15 protein-coding genes are annotated in these 20,107 nt (G+C 73.3%); 7 read left to right on the top strand and 8 right to left on the bottom strand.

All coding sequences use genetic code 11. The annotated features are described in order from the left end of the window. The 4 genes from MNZ27_RS19225 to accC all read right to left on the bottom strand — a co-directional run. Window positions 1-913: DUF4388 domain-containing protein (locus MNZ27_RS19225; protein ID WP_242395711.1), on the bottom strand; the 913-nt coding region annotated here is incomplete at its 3' end. Between the two features lie 254 nt (window positions 914-1,167). After that, on the bottom strand, window positions 1,168-2,817 hold the full coding sequence (locus tag MNZ27_RS19230) for an acyl-CoA mutase large subunit family protein (RefSeq protein WP_242395712.1): 1,650 nt from the start codon (window positions 2,815-2,817) through the stop codon (window positions 1,168-1,170). 73 nt (window positions 2,818-2,890) lie between these two features. Then, window positions 2,891-3,403: an acetyl-CoA carboxylase biotin carboxyl carrier protein subunit gene (locus MNZ27_RS19235; protein WP_242395713.1), complete on the bottom strand. Its 513-nt coding sequence runs from the start codon at window positions 3,401-3,403 to the stop codon at window positions 2,891-2,893. Then, window positions 3,400-4,935: an acetyl-CoA carboxylase biotin carboxylase subunit gene (accC, locus tag MNZ27_RS19240; RefSeq protein WP_242395714.1), complete on the bottom strand. Its 1,536-nt coding sequence runs from the start codon at window positions 4,933-4,935 to the stop codon at window positions 3,400-3,402. The genes MNZ27_RS19235 and accC overlap by 4 nt, the downstream gene beginning before the upstream one ends. 262 nt (window positions 4,936-5,197) lie before the next feature. Between accC and MNZ27_RS19245 the strand changes: the two genes are divergently transcribed. Next, window positions 5,198-6,484: a sensor histidine kinase gene (locus tag MNZ27_RS19245; protein ID WP_242395715.1), complete on the top strand. Its 1,287-nt coding sequence runs from the start codon at window positions 5,198-5,200 to the stop codon at window positions 6,482-6,484. 34 nt (window positions 6,485-6,518) lie between these two features. Here MNZ27_RS19245 and MNZ27_RS19250 read toward each other — a convergent pair whose 3' ends face one another. Beyond that, window positions 6,519-7,010: a DUF2267 domain-containing protein gene (locus MNZ27_RS19250; protein WP_242395716.1), complete on the bottom strand. Its 492-nt coding sequence runs from the start codon at window positions 7,008-7,010 to the stop codon at window positions 6,519-6,521. A gap of 111 nt (window positions 7,011-7,121) precedes the next feature. After that, the gene (locus MNZ27_RS19255) at window positions 7,122-7,910 is read right to left on the bottom strand and encodes a lysophospholipid acyltransferase family protein (protein ID WP_242395717.1); all 789 of its coding nucleotides are present in this window, start codon (window positions 7,908-7,910) and stop codon (window positions 7,122-7,124) included. A 103-nt stretch (window positions 7,911-8,013) separates the two neighbouring features. On the opposite strand from MNZ27_RS19255, the gene MNZ27_RS19260 reads away from it, so the two are divergent. From MNZ27_RS19260 to MNZ27_RS19285, 6 genes are all read left to right on the top strand, one after another. Continuing rightward, on the top strand, window positions 8,014-8,469 hold the full coding sequence (locus MNZ27_RS19260; RefSeq protein WP_242395718.1) for an RrF2 family transcriptional regulator: 456 nt from the start codon (window positions 8,014-8,016) through the stop codon (window positions 8,467-8,469). Between the two features lie 147 nt (window positions 8,470-8,616). Beyond that, on the top strand, window positions 8,617-9,798 hold the full coding sequence (locus MNZ27_RS19265; protein WP_242395719.1) for an NAD(P)H-dependent flavin oxidoreductase: 1,182 nt from the start codon (window positions 8,617-8,619) through the stop codon (window positions 9,796-9,798). A 168-nt stretch (window positions 9,799-9,966) separates the two neighbouring features. Then, window positions 9,967-10,170 (top strand): cold-shock protein, encoded by a 204-nt coding sequence (locus tag MNZ27_RS19270; RefSeq protein WP_242395720.1) that lies wholly within the window; start codon window positions 9,967-9,969, stop codon window positions 10,168-10,170. A 248-nt stretch (window positions 10,171-10,418) separates the two neighbouring features. Next, window positions 10,419-11,033, top strand: a complete 615-nt coding sequence (locus MNZ27_RS19275; RefSeq protein ID WP_242395721.1) for a DUF2231 domain-containing protein — start codon at window positions 10,419-10,421, stop codon at window positions 11,031-11,033. Window positions 11,034-11,410: 377 nt separating this feature from the next. Continuing rightward, the gene (locus tag MNZ27_RS19280; RefSeq protein WP_242395722.1) at window positions 11,411-13,135 is read left to right on the top strand and encodes an acyl-CoA carboxylase subunit beta; all 1,725 of its coding nucleotides are present in this window, start codon (window positions 11,411-11,413) and stop codon (window positions 13,133-13,135) included. A gap of 44 nt (window positions 13,136-13,179) precedes the next feature. Beyond that, window positions 13,180-16,128, top strand: a complete 2,949-nt coding sequence (locus MNZ27_RS19285) for an ATP-binding protein (RefSeq protein ID WP_242395723.1) — start codon at window positions 13,180-13,182, stop codon at window positions 16,126-16,128. 266 nt (window positions 16,129-16,394) lie between these two features. Here MNZ27_RS19285 and MNZ27_RS19290 read toward each other — a convergent pair whose 3' ends face one another. Together MNZ27_RS19290 and MNZ27_RS19295 are read right to left on the bottom strand one after the other, a co-directional pair. Then, the gene (locus MNZ27_RS19290; RefSeq protein ID WP_242395724.1) at window positions 16,395-17,957 is read right to left on the bottom strand and encodes an acyl-CoA carboxylase subunit beta; all 1,563 of its coding nucleotides are present in this window, start codon (window positions 17,955-17,957) and stop codon (window positions 16,395-16,397) included. Window positions 17,958-18,214: 257 nt separating this feature from the next. Then, window positions 18,215-20,107, bottom strand: a 1,893-nt coding sequence (locus tag MNZ27_RS19295) for a HEAT repeat domain-containing protein (protein ID WP_242395725.1), incomplete at its 5' end; no start/stop codon positions are given.

Below are 20,107 nucleotides of genomic sequence, written 5' to 3' on the forward strand. Positions count from 1 at the left end.
TCGGCGCGCCCGGCGGCGGGACAGGTGTCGCGGCCGGCCTGGGCGCGGGCGCGGCGGCGGGTGAGACGTGCGCCGCGGCCGCCCTGGGCGCGGCCGTCCCGGCGCCCGGCGGGACGGGGGTCGGAGCCGGCTTCGCCACGGGCGCGGGCGGAGTGGCGGCGGGCGGGGCGACGGGGGAGGACGCCGGGGCTCCGCCGCGGACCGCGCCGAACGCGACGAGGTCGAGCTCGGCGAGGAGGAGCGCCACCCGGAGGATCGTCGTCGCCTCGGCCGGGTGGCCGCCCGCGAGCTCCGCCGGAGAGTGGCCGCCGTCGAGCAGCGCGGCCGCGCGGGCCTCCTGCGCGGTGAGCCGCAGATCCTCGACGCGGATCCGTCCCGCGACCCGCGAGATCGCCCGCGCGCCGCGGTCGCCGAGCCGCCGCATCACCGCCGCGGGATCGAGCGCGCGGACCGCCGCGCAGAGCGCCGCGAACGGCGGCCCGAGGGGGAAGCCGGAGGGAGGGGCCGCGACGCCCGGCTCCCACCGGAACGCGCCCGCCTCCGCCGCGAGCGCCCGGCCCACCAGCGCCGCGCCGTGCTCCTGGAGCAGCGCCGCGACCTCGCCAGGGGCGACGAGCCCGGCGGCGACGAGCGCGCCCGCGAGCTCCCCGCCCGCCGCGGCACGCGCGCCCTCGGCCTGCACCAGCCGCTCGGGGGTGAGGACGCCCTTGCGGACGAGGAAGCGGCCCAGATCGTCGGCCGGATCCGAGGACGAGGCGTGCACCACCGCGCCCTTCCTAAAGACGAGCGCGTACGACCGTCCCTCCGGCGCGACCGTGAGCCGGCCGACCGCGTGGGTGGCGGCGGCGAGCCCGTAGAGGCGGAGGGCGGACTCCTCCTCGAGGCGACCCTGGAGCTCGAGCCCGGCGGCCACGGCGGCGTCGGCGCGCACCTCGCGCGACGCCAGCCCGTGGGACGCGGTCGGCGCCGCGGACGCGGACGCGGCGGGGACAGGGGGCGCGGCCCGGGGCGGCCGCGGCTCGGGCGGTGGGCGGATGTGAGCCGGAGGGCGGTAGCCCGCTGGGACGCGCTCGAGCCGCGGCGGACCGGCGGCCCCCGCCGCCGGGTGGGCCGGAGGGGGACGGATCGCCGCTGGAGGTTTTCCGGAGGAGTCGCTCACCCGAGTCGCTACAGTACCACCGTCTCCCGGTACTCGCCGTAGACGTCGCGGAGCGCGTCGGAGATCTCGCCCAGGGTCGCCTCCGCCTTCACCGCGGCGAGGAAGAGCGGCATGAGGTTCTCCGTCCCCTTCGCCCCCGCGCGCACCGCGTCGAGCGCCGCCTTCACGCCCGCCGCGCTCCGGCGCCCGCGGAAGGCCTGGAGCCGCTCCACCTGCGCGGTCTCCAGGGCCGGGTCCACCTTCATGACCGGCACCGGCGGGTCGTCGGACTTGAACGCGTTCACGCCGACGACGACCTGCTCCTTCGCCTCCACCTGGCGCTGCCAGGCGTAGGCGGCCTCCTGGATCTCGCGCTGCACGTAGCCCTTCGAGATCGCCTGGACCATGCCGCCCATCTCGTCGATCTTCCGGATGTACTCCTCGGCGCGCCCCTCGATCTCGTCGGTCATCGCCTCGATCGCCCACGACCCGCCGAGCGGGTCGATGACGTCGGCGACGCCGGACTCGTTCGCGATGATCTGCTGGGTGCGGAGCGCGATGCGGACCGACTCCTCCGTGGGGAGCCCCAGCGCCTCGTCGCGGGAGTTGGTGTGGAGCGACTGGGTGCCGCCGAGCACGGCCGCGAGCGCCTGGATGGTGACCCGGACGATGTTGTTGTCCGGCTGCTGCGCGGTGAGCATCGAGCCCGCGGTCTGGGTGTGGAACCGCAGCATCATCGAGCGCGGGTCCTTGGCCTTGAAGCGCTCCTTCATGATCCGCGCCCAGAGCCGGCGCGCCGCGCGGAACTTCGCGACCTCCTCGAGGAGGTCGTTGTGCGCGTTGAAGAAGAAGCTCAGGCGGCCGGCGAACGCGTCCACGTCCAGCCCGACCTTCACCGCCGCGTCCACGTACTGGATGCCGTCGGCGAGGGTGAACGCGACCTCCTGCACCGCCGTCGAGCCGGCCTCGCGGATGTGGTAGCCGGAGATGGAGATCGGGTTCCACTTCGGCATCACCTTCGCCGTGTACGCGAAGATGTCGGTGATGATCCGGAGCGACGGCTCGGGCGGGTAGATGTACGTGCCGCGGGCGGCGTACTCCTTCAGCAGATCGTTCTGGATCGTGCCCTTGAGCTCGGCCGGCGCGACGCCCTGCCGCTCGCCCACGGCCTGGTACAGGGCGAGGAGGATCCCGGCGGTCGAGTTGATCGTCATCGACGTCGAGACCTCGCCGAGCGGGATCCGGTCGAAGAGGACCTCCATGTCGCGGATCGAGTCGATCGCGACGCCGACCTTGCCCACCTCGCCGCGCGCGCGGGGGTGATCCGAGTCGCGCCCCATCTGCGTCGGCAGGTCGAACGCCACCGAGAGGCCGGTCTGGCCGGCCTCGAGCAGGTAACGGTAGCGCTCGTTGGACTCCAGGGCGCTGCCGAAGCCCGCGTACTGCCGCATCGTCCAGAACCGGCCGCGGTACATCGTCGGCTGGACGCCGCGGGTGAACGGGTACTCGCCCGGCAGGCCGAGGCGCTCCTCGAGCCCGGGCTTCACGTCGTGCGCGACGTAGACGGGCTCCTCGCGGATCCCGCTCGTCGTCTCGAACCTCGGCCGCCGCTCGCGGGTCTTCTTCACCGCCTTCGCGTACGTCCCCTCGAGCCAGCGCTGCTTCTTCTCGTCGGCCATTGGCATCTCTCCGGTGGACATGGAACGGCCCCGCCGCGCATTCCCGGGCGGGGCCCCCCGCTGGTTCGTGGCACTACTCGACCGCGCAGAGCCTGGCGTTGCCCTCGACGGTCTGTCCCTCCTGGACGAGCAGCTCGACCACCCTGCCGTCCTTCGGGCTCTTCATCTCGTTCTCCATCTTCATGGCCTCGACGACCACGAGCCCCTGCCCCTCCCGCACCGGGTCGCCGGCCTTCACGAGGACCTTCACGATCCGCCCCGGCATCGGGGAGGTGATCGTCTGCCGCCCCTCGGCCGTGAACCTCGCGGGGGCCCGCCGCATGCGGAGCTTCTTCTCGTCGAGGATCTCGAGGGGGAACACCGAGCTCTTCACGCGGACGTGCACCTTCGCCCCGCGATCGTCCAGCATCGCCGTGTAGCTCTGCGCGTCCACGAGGAGCGAGAGGGTGCCGTAGTCGTGCTTGAACGCGTCCACGACGTGCACGCGCCCGCCGATCCGGACCTCGTACAGGCCGGGCGCCTGCTGCGTGACCTCGACGGTCTCCTCGCGGCGGCCGCCGTCGAGCAGGGCGACGTAGGTGCTCACCGGAGCCTTCCCTTCAGCGCGCTCGCCCGCCCCAGGCGTGCCCAGGCGGAGCCGCGGGCCGGCCCGACGTCGCCGCGCACGGCGAACGCCGCCGCCTCGTCGTGATCGCGCTTGAAGGCCGCGACCGCCGCGGCGATGAGCGCGACCTGCTCGAGGCGCGGGTCGGGCGGGCGCACGAGGTCCTGCTCGTACCGCGCGCAGAAGCCGGTGTCGTAGTCGCCGGCGCGGAACGCGGGGTGGTCGAGCGCGGCGGCGAGGTACGGGATGTTCGTCGTGATGCCGTGGACCGTGTACTCCTCGAGCGCGCGGATGAGCCGCGCGATGGCCTGGTCCCGCGTCGGCGCCCAGGCGACGACCTTCGAGATCATCGGGTCGTAGTACGGGGGCACCACCCAGCCCGTGTAGACGCCGGAGTCGTCGCGGATCCCGGGGCCGCCCGGCACCCTGAGGTACGTGATCTTCCCCGGGCTCGGCATGAACTTGCGGGCCGGGTCCTCCGCGTACACGCGCGCCTCGATGGCGTGGCCGCGGCGCACCACCTGATCCTGCGCGAGGATCCGCTCGCCCTGCGCCACCTCGAGCTGCATCCGCACGAGGTCGAGGCCGGTGATCATCTCCGTCACCGGGTGCTCGACCTGGAGCCGGGTGTTCATCTCGAGGAAGTAGAAGCTCCGGCTCGCGTCCACGAGGAACTCGACGGTCCCGGCGCCGACGTAGCCCACCGCCCGCGCCGCCCTCACCGCCACCGCGCCCATCGCCTCGCGCATCGCCTCGTCCACGACGCAGCTCGGGCTCTCCTCGATGACCTTCTGCTGCCGCCGCTGGACGGAGCACTCGCGCTCGCCGAGCGAGACGCCGTTCCCGTGCTCGTCGCAGAAGACCTGGATCTCCACGTGGCGCGGGCGGTCGAGGAACTTCTCGACGTAGAGCCGGTCGTCCCCGAACGCGCTCGCCGCCTCGCGCCGCGCGGACTGCCAGAGCGCCGGGAGGTCCTCGGCGCGGTCGCACCGCCGCATGCCCTTGCCGCCGCCGCCGGCCGCCGCCTTGATCATCACGGGGTAGCCGATGACCTGGCAGAACGCCCGGGCCTCGTCCTCGCCGGCGATCGCCGCGGGCGAGCCGGGGACGGTGGGCACCCCCGCGGCCTGCATGTTCCGGCGGGCGGTGGTCTTCTCGCCCATCGCGTCCATCGAGTCGGGGCGCGGCCCGACGAACGTGATCCCCTCCGCCTCGAGCGCGCGGGCGAGCTCCGCCCGCTCCGAGAGGAAGCCGTACCCGGGGTGCACCGCGTCGGCGCCCGTCTTGCGCGCCGCGGCGACGATCCGGTCCACGACGAGGTAGCTCTCCCGGGCCGGCGACGGCCCGAGGTACACCGCCTCGTCGGCCTTCCGCACGTGCAGCGCGCCGCGGTCGGCCTCCGAGTAGACCGCGACGGTCGCGAGCCCCATCTCGCGGCAGGTCCGCAGCACGCGGACCGCGATCTCGCCGCGGTTCGCCACGAGGACCTTCCTGATCCGCCTCTTCGAGCTCATACGTGGCCGCGCCGGAGCTGCACGGGGTCCGCCACGATACCTGCGGCACCGTGCCCGGTAAAGCGCTTGCCTACATGGAGTCCACGAGTCTCCGGCCCGTCGGTCCCCCTCGACGCGAGCCGCCGCCCGCCCGGGTCCGCCGCGAGCGGCGGGCTGCATCCGACGGCGATCGACCGGAGAATCGCCACGCTCTCCAGGAGCCCGCTTCCCGTCCAAGCCGGGGGGTTCCGAGCGGCCGGTCGCGCCCCCACGATGCCTGCCGATGCCGATCCCGTACCCCGAGGGCCCCGGGCTCACCGAGGAGGAGCACCCGGCCACCGCACGCGCGGAGCTCGCCGCGCTGCCGGGCTCGTTCGGGCGCCTCCTCGCCGTCGAGCCCGAGGAGCACGCGCTCCGGCGCCTCCTCTCCACGCTCGTGGACCTGGTGCCGGAGGCCGACTCGGCCGCGCTCCTCGCGACGCAGGGCGGGCGCCTCGCGCTCGCGGCGACGATCGGGCTCGAGGAGGGGGCGGCCGACGAGGTGGGCGACGGGTTCGCCCGCCGCGTCGCCGAGCACGGAGACGTCGGCGCGATCGAGGTCACGCTCGGACCAGACGCCCCGTTCCCGGCCGGGACGCGCTGCGGGGCCGCCGTGCGCATGGCGGCGCCGGAGGGCCCGGCCGCGCTCCTCCTCGGCAGCCGCAGCGCCGCCGCCTTCGACCCGCGCGCCCTCGCGCTGCTCGCGGTGGCGGCGGACCGGGCCGCCGTCACCCTCGAGCGCGCGCTCCTGCGGCGGGAGCGCGACGCGGCGGCGGAGGAGGCGCGCCGGACGCGAGAGGAGGCGAGCTCGCGCCGGAACGCGGTGGACTTCATCCTCGGGATCGTCGGCCACGACCTCCGCAACCCGCTCGGGGCGATCCACATGTCGGCGGCGCTCCTGCAGAAGCGCGGCGCGCTCGAGGGCTGGCAGGCGCGGGCCGTCGAGCGGATGCGCTCCTCCGCCGGCCGGATGAACCGGATCATCGCCGATCTGCTCTCGTACACGCGGACCCGCCTCGGGAGCGGCGTCCCCGTCCTGCGGCGCCCCGGGCGGCTCGACGAGATCGCCCGCCGCGCGGTGGACGAGCTCCAGGCCGCCAACCCCGATCGCGCGCTCGTGGTCGAGGCCCGCGGGGAGCTCTCCGGCGAGTGGGACCCCGACCGGCTCGAGCAGGTGGTCTCGAACCTCGTCTCGAACGCGATCGACCACGGGGACCCGGAGGCCCCGGTGCGCGTGGAGCTCTCCGCCGACGGCGAGGAGGCGTGCACGCTCCGCGTCGCGAACCGCGGCCCGCCGATGCCGCCGGAGGTGCTCTCGCACGTGTTCGAGCCGTTCTCCCGGCCGCCCGAGGACAAGAGCCGGAAGGGCTCGGGCCTCGGGCTCGGCCTCTACATCTCCCGCGAGATCGTGCGCGCCCACGGCGGCGAGATCTCCGTCTCCTCGAACGACGAGACGGTCATGACCGTGCGGCTGCCGCGCCGCGGCCCGGCGGACGGGCCCGGGCCGGCCGACCCGCGCCCCGGTGGATGACCCGGCGCGGCGGGTCGCCACCGCGCCGGCGCGCTCAACGCGCCGCGCTCCAGAGCTCGGCGAGATCGTCCGGGAGCAGCGCCGCGATCGCGTCGGCCTCCTCGGGCGCGAGCACCGTGCGCGCCGCGCCCAGCACCGCGCGGACGTAGATCGCCGCCTGGTCGGGCGGGTGCTGCAGCAGCCTCGCGACCTCGACCAGGTAGTCGCCCGCCGCGGACGGCGCGACCACTTGCGCGTTCAGGTTCAGCTCGCCGTCCCGGATCTCGCGCGCGAGCGGGAAGGGCAGCCGGGCGAGCAGCGCGTCGAGCGGCGGCCCCTTGAGCGCCTCGCGGAGCGGGCACAGGACGGCGAGGACCACCTTGCGGAGATCCACCTCGGAGCCGAGCCGCGCGGTGAGGAGCTCGAGGAGGTCCCACCGCGAGCCGATCGGCACCCACTCGGCGCGCCCGTCGAGCTCGGCCGGACCGAGCGCGCCCGGGGTGGCCCCCTCGCCGCCGGCGATCACGTAGGTGTGGGTCGCGCGCATGTGGCGACGATGGTGCGTCCGCCATGCCGGCGCACGGGCCGCGGGGGTACTCCCCGCGCGGCCGCGCCCGCCCCGGCCCGCTCCCCGGGCGGCCGACCGCCCGGCGCGCGATCAGCGCGCGTCGGCCGCGGGACGCTCGCCGCCCGCCGCGCCCGCGGGCGCCGGTCGCGACAGCGGGCGGTTGGCCTCCGGCAGCGCAGCGGCGATCGCCGCCCGGCTCGCCTCCCGGAGCGCGTCGACGGACCCGTAGGCCGACGGGTGGAGCGGTTCGAGCACCTGCACCCGCGCGTCCATCCGCTTCCGGAGCATGAAGCCGTTCTTCGGCAAGACCTCGGCCGTCCCCATGACGACGATCGGGATCACCGGGACGTTCGCCTCGACGGCGAGCCGGAACGCGCCGTCCTTGAACGCCTGGAGGTGACCGTCCCGCGACCGCGTGCCCTCGGGGAAGAGCAGCACCGGCGTGCCGCGCGCGAGGTGGGCGCGGCAGTGCTCCATCATCTTGCGGATCGACTCCCGGTCGCCGCGCCGGAGGCCGACGTAGTCGTTGATCCACATGTTCCAGCCGACGAACGGGACGCGGAACAGCTCGGCCTTCGCCACCCACTTGAACGGCCTGAACAGCGCGTACAGCACGAGGATGTCCAGCATCGAGAGGTGGTTCGCGACCAGCACCGCCGGCCCGCGCCACGGGAGCCGCTCGCGCCCGGTGACCCGCACGCGCCAGATCGGGCTCACGACGAGGTAGAAGGTCCCCCACGCACAGGACCAGAGGTGGAGCGCCAGGCGCCGGCGGTCGAACGGCGCCGTCAGGAGGTAGACGATCAGCGCGATCGCGAAGAGGGGCGGGAGCGAGAGGACGAAGAACGCCCAGAAGACGACGGAGAACGCGGCCAGCACGGGGCGCATCCTCGCTCCCGGGCGCGGGTCCCGGCAAGGGGCCGCGCCCGCCGGAGCGCCGGGGGGGTTTGACGGAAAAACCGGGTCGGTTACAGATGGTCCGATGGCGTCCGGTCGCTTTGCCATGGCGGTGCACGCGCTGGCGGTCCTCTCTCGCTCCGGGGAGGGCCACCCGTCGGCCTACCTCGCGGTCTCGGTCAACACGCACGCCGTGTTCCTCCGGCGGATCCTCGGGGATCTGGTGGCGGCGGGGCTGGTGAGCGCGCGCGAGGGGCGCGCGGGCGGCTACCGGCTCGCCCGCCCGGCGAGCGCCATCACCCTCGACGCGGTATACCGCGCGGTGAACCCCGACGGGCCGATCGCCCCCTCGCCCGCCGAGCCGAACGCGAGCTGCGCGGTCGGGGCCGGCATGTCGAGCGCGTTCGCGGAGGTCGCCGAGGAGGCGCGGCGCGGGCTCCTCGCGACGCTCGCCACCCACACGATCGAGGACGTCGCGCTGCGCGCCCTCGAGATCGGGCGGCGAGGGCAGGCGAAGAGGCGGGCCGCCGGGTCTACCTAGGCGCCGCCAGGTCGCTCCCTCCTCCGCCTGGCCCCATGTGCGTGACGCGCCACGGCGAGGGCGCCGTGACAGGCGGGTGACACGCTCGTCGTAGCTTGCCTCTTCGCGCCGAACCGATCACCTTCCCGGCGCTCGGAGCGACACGACATGACCGGCGACCCCACCGTCCTCGCGGCGGAGCCACTCCCCCCTGCGCCGCGCCTCGACCGCGCAGCCATCGAGCAGATCGTCGGCTCCGGCCGCCACCTCCTCGTCCAGGGCGGCATGGGGATCGACGCCTCCGACGGCCTCGCCGGGAAGATCGCGGCCCACCGCGGCCCGCGCCTCGTCGGCGTCGGGACGATCTCGGCGGTCGTGAAGACGGAGGCCCAGCTCCGCGCCGAGATCCGGCGCGCCAAGCAGGAGTCTGCCGGCGGCTACTTCGGGGTGAACCTGATGGCCGCGATCAACAAGGGCGACTTCGAGCGCTGCGCCCGGATCGCGATCGAGGAGCAGGTCTCCTTCCTCGTCCAGGGCGCCGGCATCTCGCGCGAGATCATCCGCTGGTGCCGGGACGGCGGCGTCCCGTTCGTGGGCATCGTCTCCTCCGGCCGGCTCGCCGCGATGTACGAGAAGTGGGGGGCCGAGTGGCTCGTCGCGGAGGGCGCCGAGGCCGGCGGCCACATCGGCGACATCGGCCATCCGCTCCCGTCCCTCGTGGACGAGGTGGTGGCGGCCACCTCGCTCCCCGTCGTCGCCGCCGGTGGGGTGGACGCCTCGGACGTCTCGCGCTTCCTCCGCCAGGGCGCGGTCGGCGTGCAGCTCGCCACCCGCTTCCTCGCCTGCTCCGACGGCGACGTACACCCCGCGTTCAAGGCGATGCACGTCGGGAAGCGCCCCGAGGACGTGGTGATCATCACGAGCTGCGTGAAGGGCATGAAGGCGCGGGCGGTCCGGAACGCCTTCACCGACAAGCTCGCGCGCGGCGAGGCGGTCCCTCCCCGGTCGAAGCGCTGGTACTTCGGGCCGGACGGCTACGAGGGGCGGAAGAGCTCCTGCATCCAGTGCCTCGGCGAGGGGCTCTGCAAGTGCCGGGCGTCCGGGTTCAAGGAGAGCTTCTGCATCACCGACGCCCTCCTCCTGGCCGCGATCGAGGGGGACACCGAGAACGGCCTCTTCTACACCGGCCAGAGCCTGCTGCGGATCCCCGAGCGCGACGTGTCGGAGCTCCCCAGCGCCGCCGAGATCCTGGCGGACCTCGAGGCGCAGCTCGCGAACGACGCGGCCGCGGCCGCGGCGGCCCCCTGCGGGTGCGCGGGGGACGGCACGAGCCGGGAAGCGCTGGCCTGATCCCGATATCACTCGCACGAGCGCGCGCGGCGAAACGCCCCGGCCCCTCCCGGGATCGGCCGGATCTCGACGCCCCCGCTTTTTTCGGCTACACGATCATTGTCCACCGATTGTTCGGTTGGACCGAACGTCATCTCGGCGGATCGTAAACGACGAAAAGAGCTGTCAATGGCGACCGGTACCGTGAAGTGGTTCAACGACGCGAAGGGCTTCGGGTTCATCACGCAGGACGACGGCGGCGAGGACGTCTTCTGTCACTACAGCGCGATCCAGGGCGATGGCTTCAAGAGCCTCGCCGAGGGGCAGAAGGTCGAGTACGAAGTGGTCCGGGGGCCGAAGGGGCTCCAGGCGGCGAACGTCCGTAAGGTCTAGCGCTCGCACGGCGCAATATCATCGCGCCTCGAGAGGGCCCGGTTCCTCCTGGAGAGGGGCCGGGCTCTCTGCGCTTCGGCGGCGCGAACCGCGCCGAGCGACGTCGCGCGATGCCCGGCGCCGACGGCCGGCCGCCCGGTTCCCCTCGCGCTCGCCGCGTCCCCGCGCCCGGAGCGTCCGGCTGGCGCGCGGCTCCGTTGCGCGCCAGCTCGCCGGTCCGCACCGTGGCGAGGGGGGAGGGTCGTCCGATGGCCATGCGCGTCCACGAGCTGCACCCGTCGCTGATCCACGCGCCGCTCGCGCTCCTGCCGGCGGCGACGCTCGTCGATCTCGCCGCGGCCTCCCGCCTGGACCGTCGGGCCGACCGCGCCGGCCAGGTGCTCTGGTGGGCGGCCGTCGGGAGCGGGCTCTTCGCCGGTCTCGCAGGGATGGCGGCGTCGCAGGAGGTGGACCCCCGCAGCGACCGGGCGCGCGACATGATGTTCCTGCACGGCATCGGCAACGTCGGGGTGGTGGTCGCGGCGCTCGGACTCGCCACGTGGCGGGCGCGGAACCGCGCCTCCATCACGAGCGCGATGGCCGGGCTCGTCGCGTCCGGCGCCGCCGCGTACACCGCGTACCTCGGCGGCGAGCTCGTCTACGCGCACGGCGTCGGGGTCGAGGCGCTGGGCGGCGCGCCGGCCCGGGCGCCCGCGCTCTTCTCCGGCCCGGGCGTCGCGCGGCTCGGCCGCGACGCCGTCCGCGGGCTCGTGTGGCTCCTCTCCCGCGGCGCACGGGCCGTGACCGGGCGCGAGAAGGTCGATCGCTCCGCGCTCGGTCCCATCGCCGAGGCGGGCACCGGCGCGCCGCTCGCGCTCCACTGATCGATCGGCGCCGCCCGTCCTGCCCCGTTCGTCGCGGCCCCGGTGCGCCCGGCCCGGCGCCGAGCCCCCTTCCCGCCGGCGACCCCGCCGAGGCGAAGCGCCAGCGATCACGGCCCACCTCGAGCCGGGGGCCGGTGTGCCGATCCGTCGCGCTTTGCCTCGCCGGAGCCATTGGCGCTCCGCGTCATCGGGGCGCGACGCGGACGGAATCAGTCCACTTCCAACTCGAGAAGATGTCCATTCAGCCCCTTGCGAAGGGGCCGCCACTCTTGTCAAAATCCGACTCCTTTTTCCCGACACGCACCCCCGGACCCGCTCGCTTTCACACAGCTCGGAGGGGGAGGTGCGTTGCCTTGTCATTCATCGAAGGGACGCCGATGACGACGAAAGCGATCAAGCCGACCCTGACGAACCCGCTGGATCCGCCGGAGAAGGTCGAGTTCAACATCCCCGGCGAGATCTCGCGCGCGACGGGGGGCTACGAGGAGGCGATGAAGGAGGGCTGGGATCTCATCCAGCGCCCCATCCGCTCCGTAGCCATCGACCAGATCGAGAAGCAGCACTCGAAGCGGCGCATGACCGTCTGGGAGCGGATCCGCGTCCTCACGGACAAGGAGCCGAACGTCCTCTTCCAGAACTGGGGCCGCAACCTCGACGGCGCCTCGCTCGTCACCGGGATCCTGAACATCCGCGGCCGCGACGTCGCCTGCTACGGACACGACTTCACCGTCCGCGCCGGGTCCATGGACGCGACGAACGGCAGCAAGCTCGCCCGCCTCTTCCGCCTCGCCGGCGAGAAGGGGATCCCGCTCATCGGCATGAACGACAGCGCCGGCGCGTACGTGCCGGCCGGCGTCGGCGGGCTCGACGGCTACGCCGAGGCGTTCACCGCGCTGCGGAAGATCAGCGGCGTCGTCCCGTCGATCATGTGCATGTTCGGCTTCAACGCCGGCGGCGGCTCCTACCTGCCGCGCCAGGGCAGCTTCGTGATCCAGCCGGCCGACACCTTCTTCGGCCTCACCGGCCCGGGCGTGGTGAAGTCCGTCCTCGGCGAGGACATCACCCCCGAGGACCTCGGCGGCCCGAAGGTGCACGGCGCCTCCGGCGTGGCCGACCTCACGACCATCGACGAGCTCGCCGCGCTGCGCCAGGCGGTCCGGCTGCTCGCGTACCTCCCCGACAACAACTCCGTCTCGGCGCCCTACCAGGAGACGAGCGACCCGCTCGATCGCAAGACCTGGGAGATCAACACCCTGCTCAAGAAGGCGTTCAACTCGCCGACCGGCTTCAACACGCCGTTCGACGTGTCGATCATCATCCAGCAGGTGTGCGACTACGGCGACTACTTCGAGATCCAGCCCGGTCGCGCGCGCGAGGTCGTCACCGCGTTCGGCCGGCTCGGCGGCCACGTCGTCGGCTTCGTCGCGAACAACAGCGCGGTCGGCTCCGGCCAGATCGACTGCGACACCGCGCTGAAGATCGCGAGGTTCGTCCGCTTCTGCAACATCTACAACATCCCGATCATCTTCATGGAGGACACCACCGGCTTCCTCCCCGGCCGCGAACAGGAGACGCGCGGCATCGTGCAGGCGGGCCGCTCGATGCTCGACGCCATCGTGGACGTCCGCACGCCGCGCATCCTCCTCATCCTCCGCAACGCGTTCGGCGGCGCGTACGCCTCGTACAACAACTACCCGACCGGCGCCGACCTCGTGCTCGCGCTCCCCACCACCCGGCTCGCGGTGATGGGCCCGGCGGGCAAGGAGTTCGTCTACAAGGACGAGCTCCGGAAGATCCGCGCGGCGGTGGCCGAGCACGTGAAGAAGGGCGTCCAGCAGCGCACCTCGGCCGGGATGGACGGCGACCAGGCGAAGAAGGACGCGGAGAAGGAGGCGGCCGAGTGGCTGAAGCAGCAGGAGGCCGTGCTCAACCGCCGGTACGAGAAGGAGCTGATGAACCCGAAGGAGGGGCTCGCGCTCGGCTCGATCTCCGCCCTCGTCATGCCCACCGACCTCCGCAAGGTGCTCGGCGAGAACATCCAGTTCCTCATGCGGCACTACAGGCCGTGCCCGATGACCGGCCCGCAGCGCGAGTTCCACTAGGCCCGCCGGAACGGCCAGACCCCTCGAACTTGGAGACAGAACCGATGGCTCCGAAAGTCGATCGCTACAAGTCGAACCCGCTGGTCCACCGGGACCGGCGGCTGAGCAGCTCCCCCTCGGCCTGGGTGCGCTCCTTCGCGTGCGAGGACCTGAAGCCCCTCATCGTGTGCCGCGGCCCGATCCGGAAGGAGGCGATGGACGTCTTCGAGGAGATGGGGATCCACCACTACGGGATCCTGCTCTCGGAGAAGGACTCCATCGTCTACCCGAACGCGCTCGCGCCCGAGCTCCGGCAGCTCACCGACACGAGCCGCGTCCACCGCGTGCCCGACTACAGCGGCGCCTCCAAGGAGGAGCGCGTCGAGCGGATGAACCAGATCGTCCAGATCGCCCGCGACAACGGGTACGACTCCGTCTTCGCCGGGTACGGCTTCATGGCCGAGGACGAGGAGTTCGTCGCGACGATCGAGCGCGCGGGGCTCAAGTTCATCGGCCCGAACTCGGTGACCCAGGCCCGCGCCGGCAAGAAGGACGAGGCGAAGCGCACCGCGCTCGAGGCGAAGGTCAGCGTCACCCCCGGCGTGAACGACGTCGCGGCGCGGACGCTGCTCCGGAAGTTCGACACGCGCAAGAAGCTCCTCCTCGTGGTCGAGGCGCGCGAGTTCGACATCGACCCGAAGATCCTGGACGACGAGAAGGTCCCGCTCCTCGAGCTGGCCGAGCACGTCCTCGCGGCCTCGTACGCGAAGGGGATGGACCTCTTCTCGATCGAGGAGCTCGGCGAGGAGGTGCAGCGCGAGGTCGCCGAGATGTTCCGCAAGCACCCGGCGAGCCGCGTGCGCCTGAAGGCGATCGGCGGCGGCGGCGGCAAGGGCCAGCGCATCCTCGGCGGCGCGCTCCTCACCGCGAAGGACCCCACCGATCCGAAGCTCATCGCGCAGGCCGCGGCCGAGGCCCCGGCGCTCGTGCGCGAGGTCCTGAACGAGGTCAAGGCGACCGGCGTCGGCGACAACAAGAACCTCCTCATCGAGCTCAACATCGAGCAGACCCGGCACAACGAGATCCAGCTCCTCGGGAACGGGCGGTGGTGCATCTCGCTGGGCGGCCGCGACTGCTCGCTGCAGATGCACGAGCAGAAGCTCCTCGAGATCTCGGTGACGCAGGAGGGGCTCGCCGCGGCGATCGCGCGGGCCGAGCAGGCCGGCCGGAAGGCGGAGGAGAAGGCGCTCCGGGTGGACCTCGAGATCCTGAGGCGGATGGAGGAGGACGCGGCGCGGTTCGGCCAGGCCGTCGGCCTCGACTCGGCCTCGACGTTCGAGTGCATCGTCGACCGGGACCGCTACTACTTCATGGAGGTCAACACCCGGATCCAGGTGGAGCACCGGGTGACGGAGCTCTGCTACAGCCTGAAGTTCACGAACCCGGCCGACCCGAACGACTCCTTCGTGGTCGAGTCGCTGGTCGAGGCGATGGCGCTCGTCGCCCGGCACAAGGAGCGGCTCCCGAAGCCGACGCGCGCCCCGCGGTTCGGCGCCGCCGCCGAGGCCCGCCTCAACGCGACGGACGACGCGCTCTCCCCCCACGCCGGGGGCCTGATCCGCTTCTGGTCGAAGCCCGTCGACGGAGAGATCCGCGACGACCAGGGGATCAGCATGGTGAACCCGGACACCGGCATGTTCATGCGGTACAAGGTCGCCGGCGCCTACGACTCGAACATCGCCCTGCTCCTCACCAAGGGCGACGACCGGCTCGACAGCTACCGGCACCTCGCGCGGGTCCTCGGGAAGACCAGCCTCCGGGGCAACGCCCTCGCGACCAACCTCCAGTTCCACTACGGCCTGGTGAGCTGGTTCCTCGGCCAGAACGTCATGGCGAAGCCGACCACCCGCTTCGTCGTCCCGTACCTGGCCCTGGTCGGCCAGCTCAAGGAGGAGGCGAACAAGCTCGACGTGGCGTTCGCGTTCTCCGAGATGAAGAAGCACTACGCGAAGCAGATCGCCGCGATGAGCCCGGACGATCCCGGGATCGCGAAGGCGATGACCGAGGTGCTCGATCGCAAGGCGACCCTGCTCACCCGCCCCATCGAGCGGCTGCTCGACGATCCGCACCTGTTCTCCGGCTGGCTCTCGCTGAACCGCAAGCACTACCGGGTCGAGGGCGGGCGGCTCGTCTGGATCCGCAACCCGCTCGGCGTGCTCAACGACACGTACGCCTACCTGAACATGGCGTTCGATCCCCGCGCGCCCGCGGCCGAGGTGATCTGGCAGCACGACGACGAGCTGCTCAAGAAGGCGCTCCGCTTCTACCAGGAGCTGCGCAAGACCTTCGGGCTGCAGCGCGAGGAGTTCTACAAGCTGAACGACATCCTCCGCAGCGAGGCGCCCCAGGGCGGCTACGACGCCGAGACCTGGGCCCGGATCCGCGCCGCGCACCTCGGGTACGAGGCCGGGAACGAGCTGCTCGGGCTCCTCTTCATGATCGCGGAGAGCGTGAAGTTCTTCGACTTCCGGGTGGAGGAGAACCTGGACGTCACCATCCCCGAGCGGCTGAACGACCCGGACCTCCAGGTCCGGATGCGGAAGGTCCTCGTGCCCCCGCCCGCGACGAAGGCCGACGAGATCGTGGCCGCGTTCGGCGGCATGTTCTACCGGCAGGAGGCCCCGGGCCGGCCGCCGTTCGTCACGGAGGGCCAGCACTTCGACAAGGGGCAGCCGCTCTACATCATCGAGGTCATGAAGATGTTCAACACGGTCCGCGCGTCGTTCTCCGGGACCGTGGACAAGATCCTCATGACGGGCAGCGACGGGACGGTGGTGTCGAAGGGGCAGCCGCTCTTCAAGATCACCCCCGACGAGAAGTTCGTCCCGGTCGATCCGAAGGAGATCGCCCGCGAGCGGCGCAGCCGCACCGCCGAGCACCTCCGCGCGGTGCTCATGACGCCCGAGGAGAAGCTCGGCGCCCACGCGGCGCGGGCGCCGAAGGTCGTCGCGTAGCGCCCTCGCGCTGACGCCCGGGTTCTTCGGACCCCGCCACCCCACCGGGTGGCGGGGTCTTCTTCGTCACGGCGCCGCCAGCTCGGCGCGCGCGCCGCGGCGGCTCCTCGTCAGACTCGGTATCGCTCATTCCGGTGGGGGGTCTGGGGGGAGCGGCGGTCGCTCCCCCCAGTAGAGGGCTCGCTGCGGCGGTATGCAGCGAGCCCGGAAATCACCTCTGACTCGCCTCGAGTTGCGTTCGCATGCTCGAAAACAGCAAAGGCGAGTCAGAGCGGCAGGTTCCCGTGCTTCTTGGGCGGGTTCTCCTGGCGCTTGGTGCGGAGCATCTCGAACGCGCGGATGACCTTGGGCCGGGTGTCCTCCGGCTTGATCACCTCGTCCACGTAGCCGAGCTCCGCCGCCTTGTACGGGTTCGCGAACTTGTCCCGGTACTCCTGGATGAGCCGGGCGCGCTCGGCGACCGGGTCCTTCGCGGCCGCGAGCTCCTTCCGGAAGATGACGTTCACCGCCCCCTCGGGCCCCATCACCGCGATCTCCGCGCCCGGCCAGGCGTAGCTCACGTCGGCCCGGATGTGCTTCGACGCCATCACGTCGTAGGCGCCGCCGTAGGCCTTGCGCGTGATGACCGTGACCTTCGGGACGGTGGACTCGGCGAAGGCGTAGAGCAGCTTCGCGCCGTGCGCGATGATCCCGTTCCACTCCTGGTCGGTGCCGGGGAGGAACCCGGGGACGTCCACCAGGGTGAGGAGCGGGATGTTGAAGGCGTCGCAGAACCGCACGAACCGGGCCGCCTTCACCGACGCGCCGATGTCGAGGACGCCGGCCAGCACCGCCGGCTGGTTCGCCACGATCCCCACGGGCCGTCCGTTCAGCCGGGCGAACCCGATCACGACGTTCCCCGCGAAGTGCTCGGCCACCTCGAAGAGGTGCCGGTCGTCCACGATCGCGCGGATCACCTCCCGCACGTCGTACGGCCGGGTCGGGCTCTCCGGGACGATCGTCTTCAGGAGCTCGTCGCGCCGGGCGACGTCGTCCGCGCAGGGCTGGGCGGGCGGGTCCTCGACGTTGTTCGGCGGGAGGAAGCTCAGGAGCTCGCGCACCGCCCGGAGCGTCGCCTCCTCGCTGTCGAGGGCGAAGTGGGCCACCCCCGAGCGCGTCGAGTGCGTGCGCGCGCCGCCGAGGTCCTCCTTCGTGACCTCCTCGTGCGTCACCGCCCGGATCACCTCCGGGCCGGTGATGAACATGTACGAGGTGTCCTTCACCATGAAGATGAAGTCCGTGATGGCGGGGCTGTAGACGGCGCCGCCGGCGCACGGCCCCATGATCACCGAGATCTGGGGGACGACCCCGGACGCGAGCGTGTTGCGGAGGAAGATGTCGGCGTAGCCGGCGAGCGACACCACCCCCTCCTGGATCCGGGCGCCCCCCGAGTCGTTCAGCCCCACGACCGGGCAGCCCACCTCCATCGCCCGGTCCATCACCTTGCAGATCTTCTCGGCGAACGCGCCGGAGAGCGACCCGCCGAACACCGTGAAGTCCTGCGCGAACACGAACACCTGCCGGCCCTCGACCAGGCCGTAGCCGGTGACGACGCCGTCGCCGAGCACCTTGTGCTGCTCCATCCCGAAGTCGGCGCAGCGGTGCGTCTTGAACTTGTCCAGCTCCACGAACGTGCCCGGGTCGAGGAACATCTCGAGCCGCTCACGCGCGGTGAGCTTCCCGTCACGGTGCTGGCGCGCGATCCGCTCGTCCCCGCCGCCCTTCTCCGCCTCGGCGTTCTTCGCGTCGAGGAGAGCTCTGCGCGGATCCGGATCGATCGACTCGGGCATGGAGGCCTCGCGGGCGGGTGGGCGGCGAGCATAGGCGCCCGCGTTCCGCACCGGCAAGCGCCTTCCGGCCCGCGCGCGGCGATCCGGACCGACCGTGCGCGGGACCCATGCGGAGGCACGGGGTGGGCTCCCCGTGATCCGACGGCGTCGGACCACCGAAACCGGGCCACGGGCCACGGGAACCGGTTCACGGTTCACGGAGACGCCGGTGACGGTGACGGGGCACGGTTCACGGAGCGCGTGCGACCGGACGGAACTCAGAGGATCCGCCCCGAGCGCGCCCACCAGCCGGCCCAGGCCCGGGACGCGCTCTCGAGCTCCTCGGGCGGCGCGTCCGCCGAGTACTCGACCGGCGGCGCGGCCGCCTCGGTCAGCTCGGCGGCGGCGGCGAGCCGCACCTCGCGGTCGGGGCTGGTGAGGCCGGAGAAGAGCCACTCGGCGCGCCCGCGCCCTCGGTTCTCCTTCCACCACCCGAGCCACCGGCGCGGGTCCGTCCCGAGCCGCTGGAGCGTGATCTCGGCGAGCGCCGCGGCGGCGGTCTCCCGATCCGCCCCGGCGACGGTCTCGAGCACCTGCACGAGGAGGGGGATCGCCTCCACGTCGCGGAGCGCCCCGAGCGCGCGCGCGGCCCCCGCCACCCGCGCGCCGATCCCGGAGAGGAGCGCGCGGCGGAGCTTCTCCGAGACCGCGCGCATCGCGGGGTCGCGCCGGTGCGCGGCGAGCGTGGCGAGGGCGGGCGCGGCGACGCGCGGCTCCGCGTCCAGCGCGCGCTCCGCGAGGGCGGGGAACGCGGCGGGGTCGGCCGCCGCGCCGAGCAGGATCGCCGCGGCGCGGCGGCGGTCCGGATCCGCGTCGTCGATCACCTCGAGCAGCGCGGGGACGGCGCGGCCGCCGAGCGCCGCGAGCGCCGCCGGGATCGGGCCGAGCTCGGCGGGCGACGGAGAGGGCGCGTCGCTCTCGACGGGACCCGGGAGGCGCGCGACGAGGGCGGAGAGCGCCTGGGCGGGGTGGCCGGCGAGGCGACGGATCGCGTCCTGGCGCGCCGCCGTGCCCGGGGCCGCGGCGACGAGGGCGTCGATCGTGGCGCCGGCGTCGAAGGGCGCGGACGCCGCCAGCGACTCGGGATCCGAGAAGTCGATCTCGATGTCGTCCACCGCCAGGGCGGGCTCCTGCGCCTTCCAGGGGTCGTCCGGGCCCGCCCGGGCGGGCGAGGGCGGCGACGGCGCCGGCGCGGGCTCCGGCGCCCGGGCGATCCACCCCGCCGGCGCTCCCCTGCGGACCGAAGTCGAGGGGGGCGGGGGCACGGGCTCGAGCGGCGCTGGCGCCGGCGCCGGCGCGGCGCGGCGCCGGCGACCCGCCTTCCGGGCGCGGATGACCCGGATGAACGCGGCGCCCACGGTGGAGAGCAGCACGAGCAGATCGCCGAGGCGCCCCGGCGAGACGGGCGCCTCGCCGTTGTCGGCGTAGAGCACGGCCACGGTGCGATCCCCGAGCAGCACCGGGAAGACCAGCGCCGTCCGCGGCGTGCCGCGGCCGAGGGCGTCGAGGATCTCGTCGTTCCCGGCGATCCCCCGCGGCATCGGGCCGAGGTGCGGGGCGCGGGTGGTGATGACCGTGCCGAAGAGGCCGGGGTCGGAGGTGTAGATCGCGACGCCGCGGCACCGCTCCCGCGCGTCCTCGGGGCCGAGCGCGTCGTGCCCCACCACGGCGTCCCCGGTCACTGCGAAGAGGGCGGCGAACTCGAAGAAGTCCCGCGCGTAGCGCAGCGCGGTCACCACCACCTCGTCGCGCCACCGCGCCGCGTCGAGCGCCGCGCGCGCCTCTTCGCCGCTCCAGCGTGGCGGGGCGCTCCGGTCCAGCAGCGCCGGCGAGGGCGACTCGGGCTCCGGCTCCGGCTCGGGCCCGGGCTCCGAGCGCTCGGCGGCGGAGGCCGGTTCGGGGGCGCGCCCGCCGGCCTCCGCGCCCGCAGAAACGGGCGGGGGCACGTCCTCGTCCACGAGGAGCGAGGCGAGGTCGTCGGACTCGAGCGCCTGCGCGAGCGCCGCCGCGAGCGGCTCGAGCGGCTCGGCGCCGGCGCCTGGCTGGGCGAAGCCGCGCGCGTCGGTCGCGGGGGCGTCGCCGGCCGGCGGCGCCTCGTCGGCGGCGGCGGG

It is taken from the genome of Anaeromyxobacter oryzisoli (assembly GCF_022690765.1).
Classification (GTDB): Bacteria; Myxococcota; Myxococcia; order Myxococcales; family Anaeromyxobacteraceae; genus Anaeromyxobacter; species Anaeromyxobacter oryzisoli.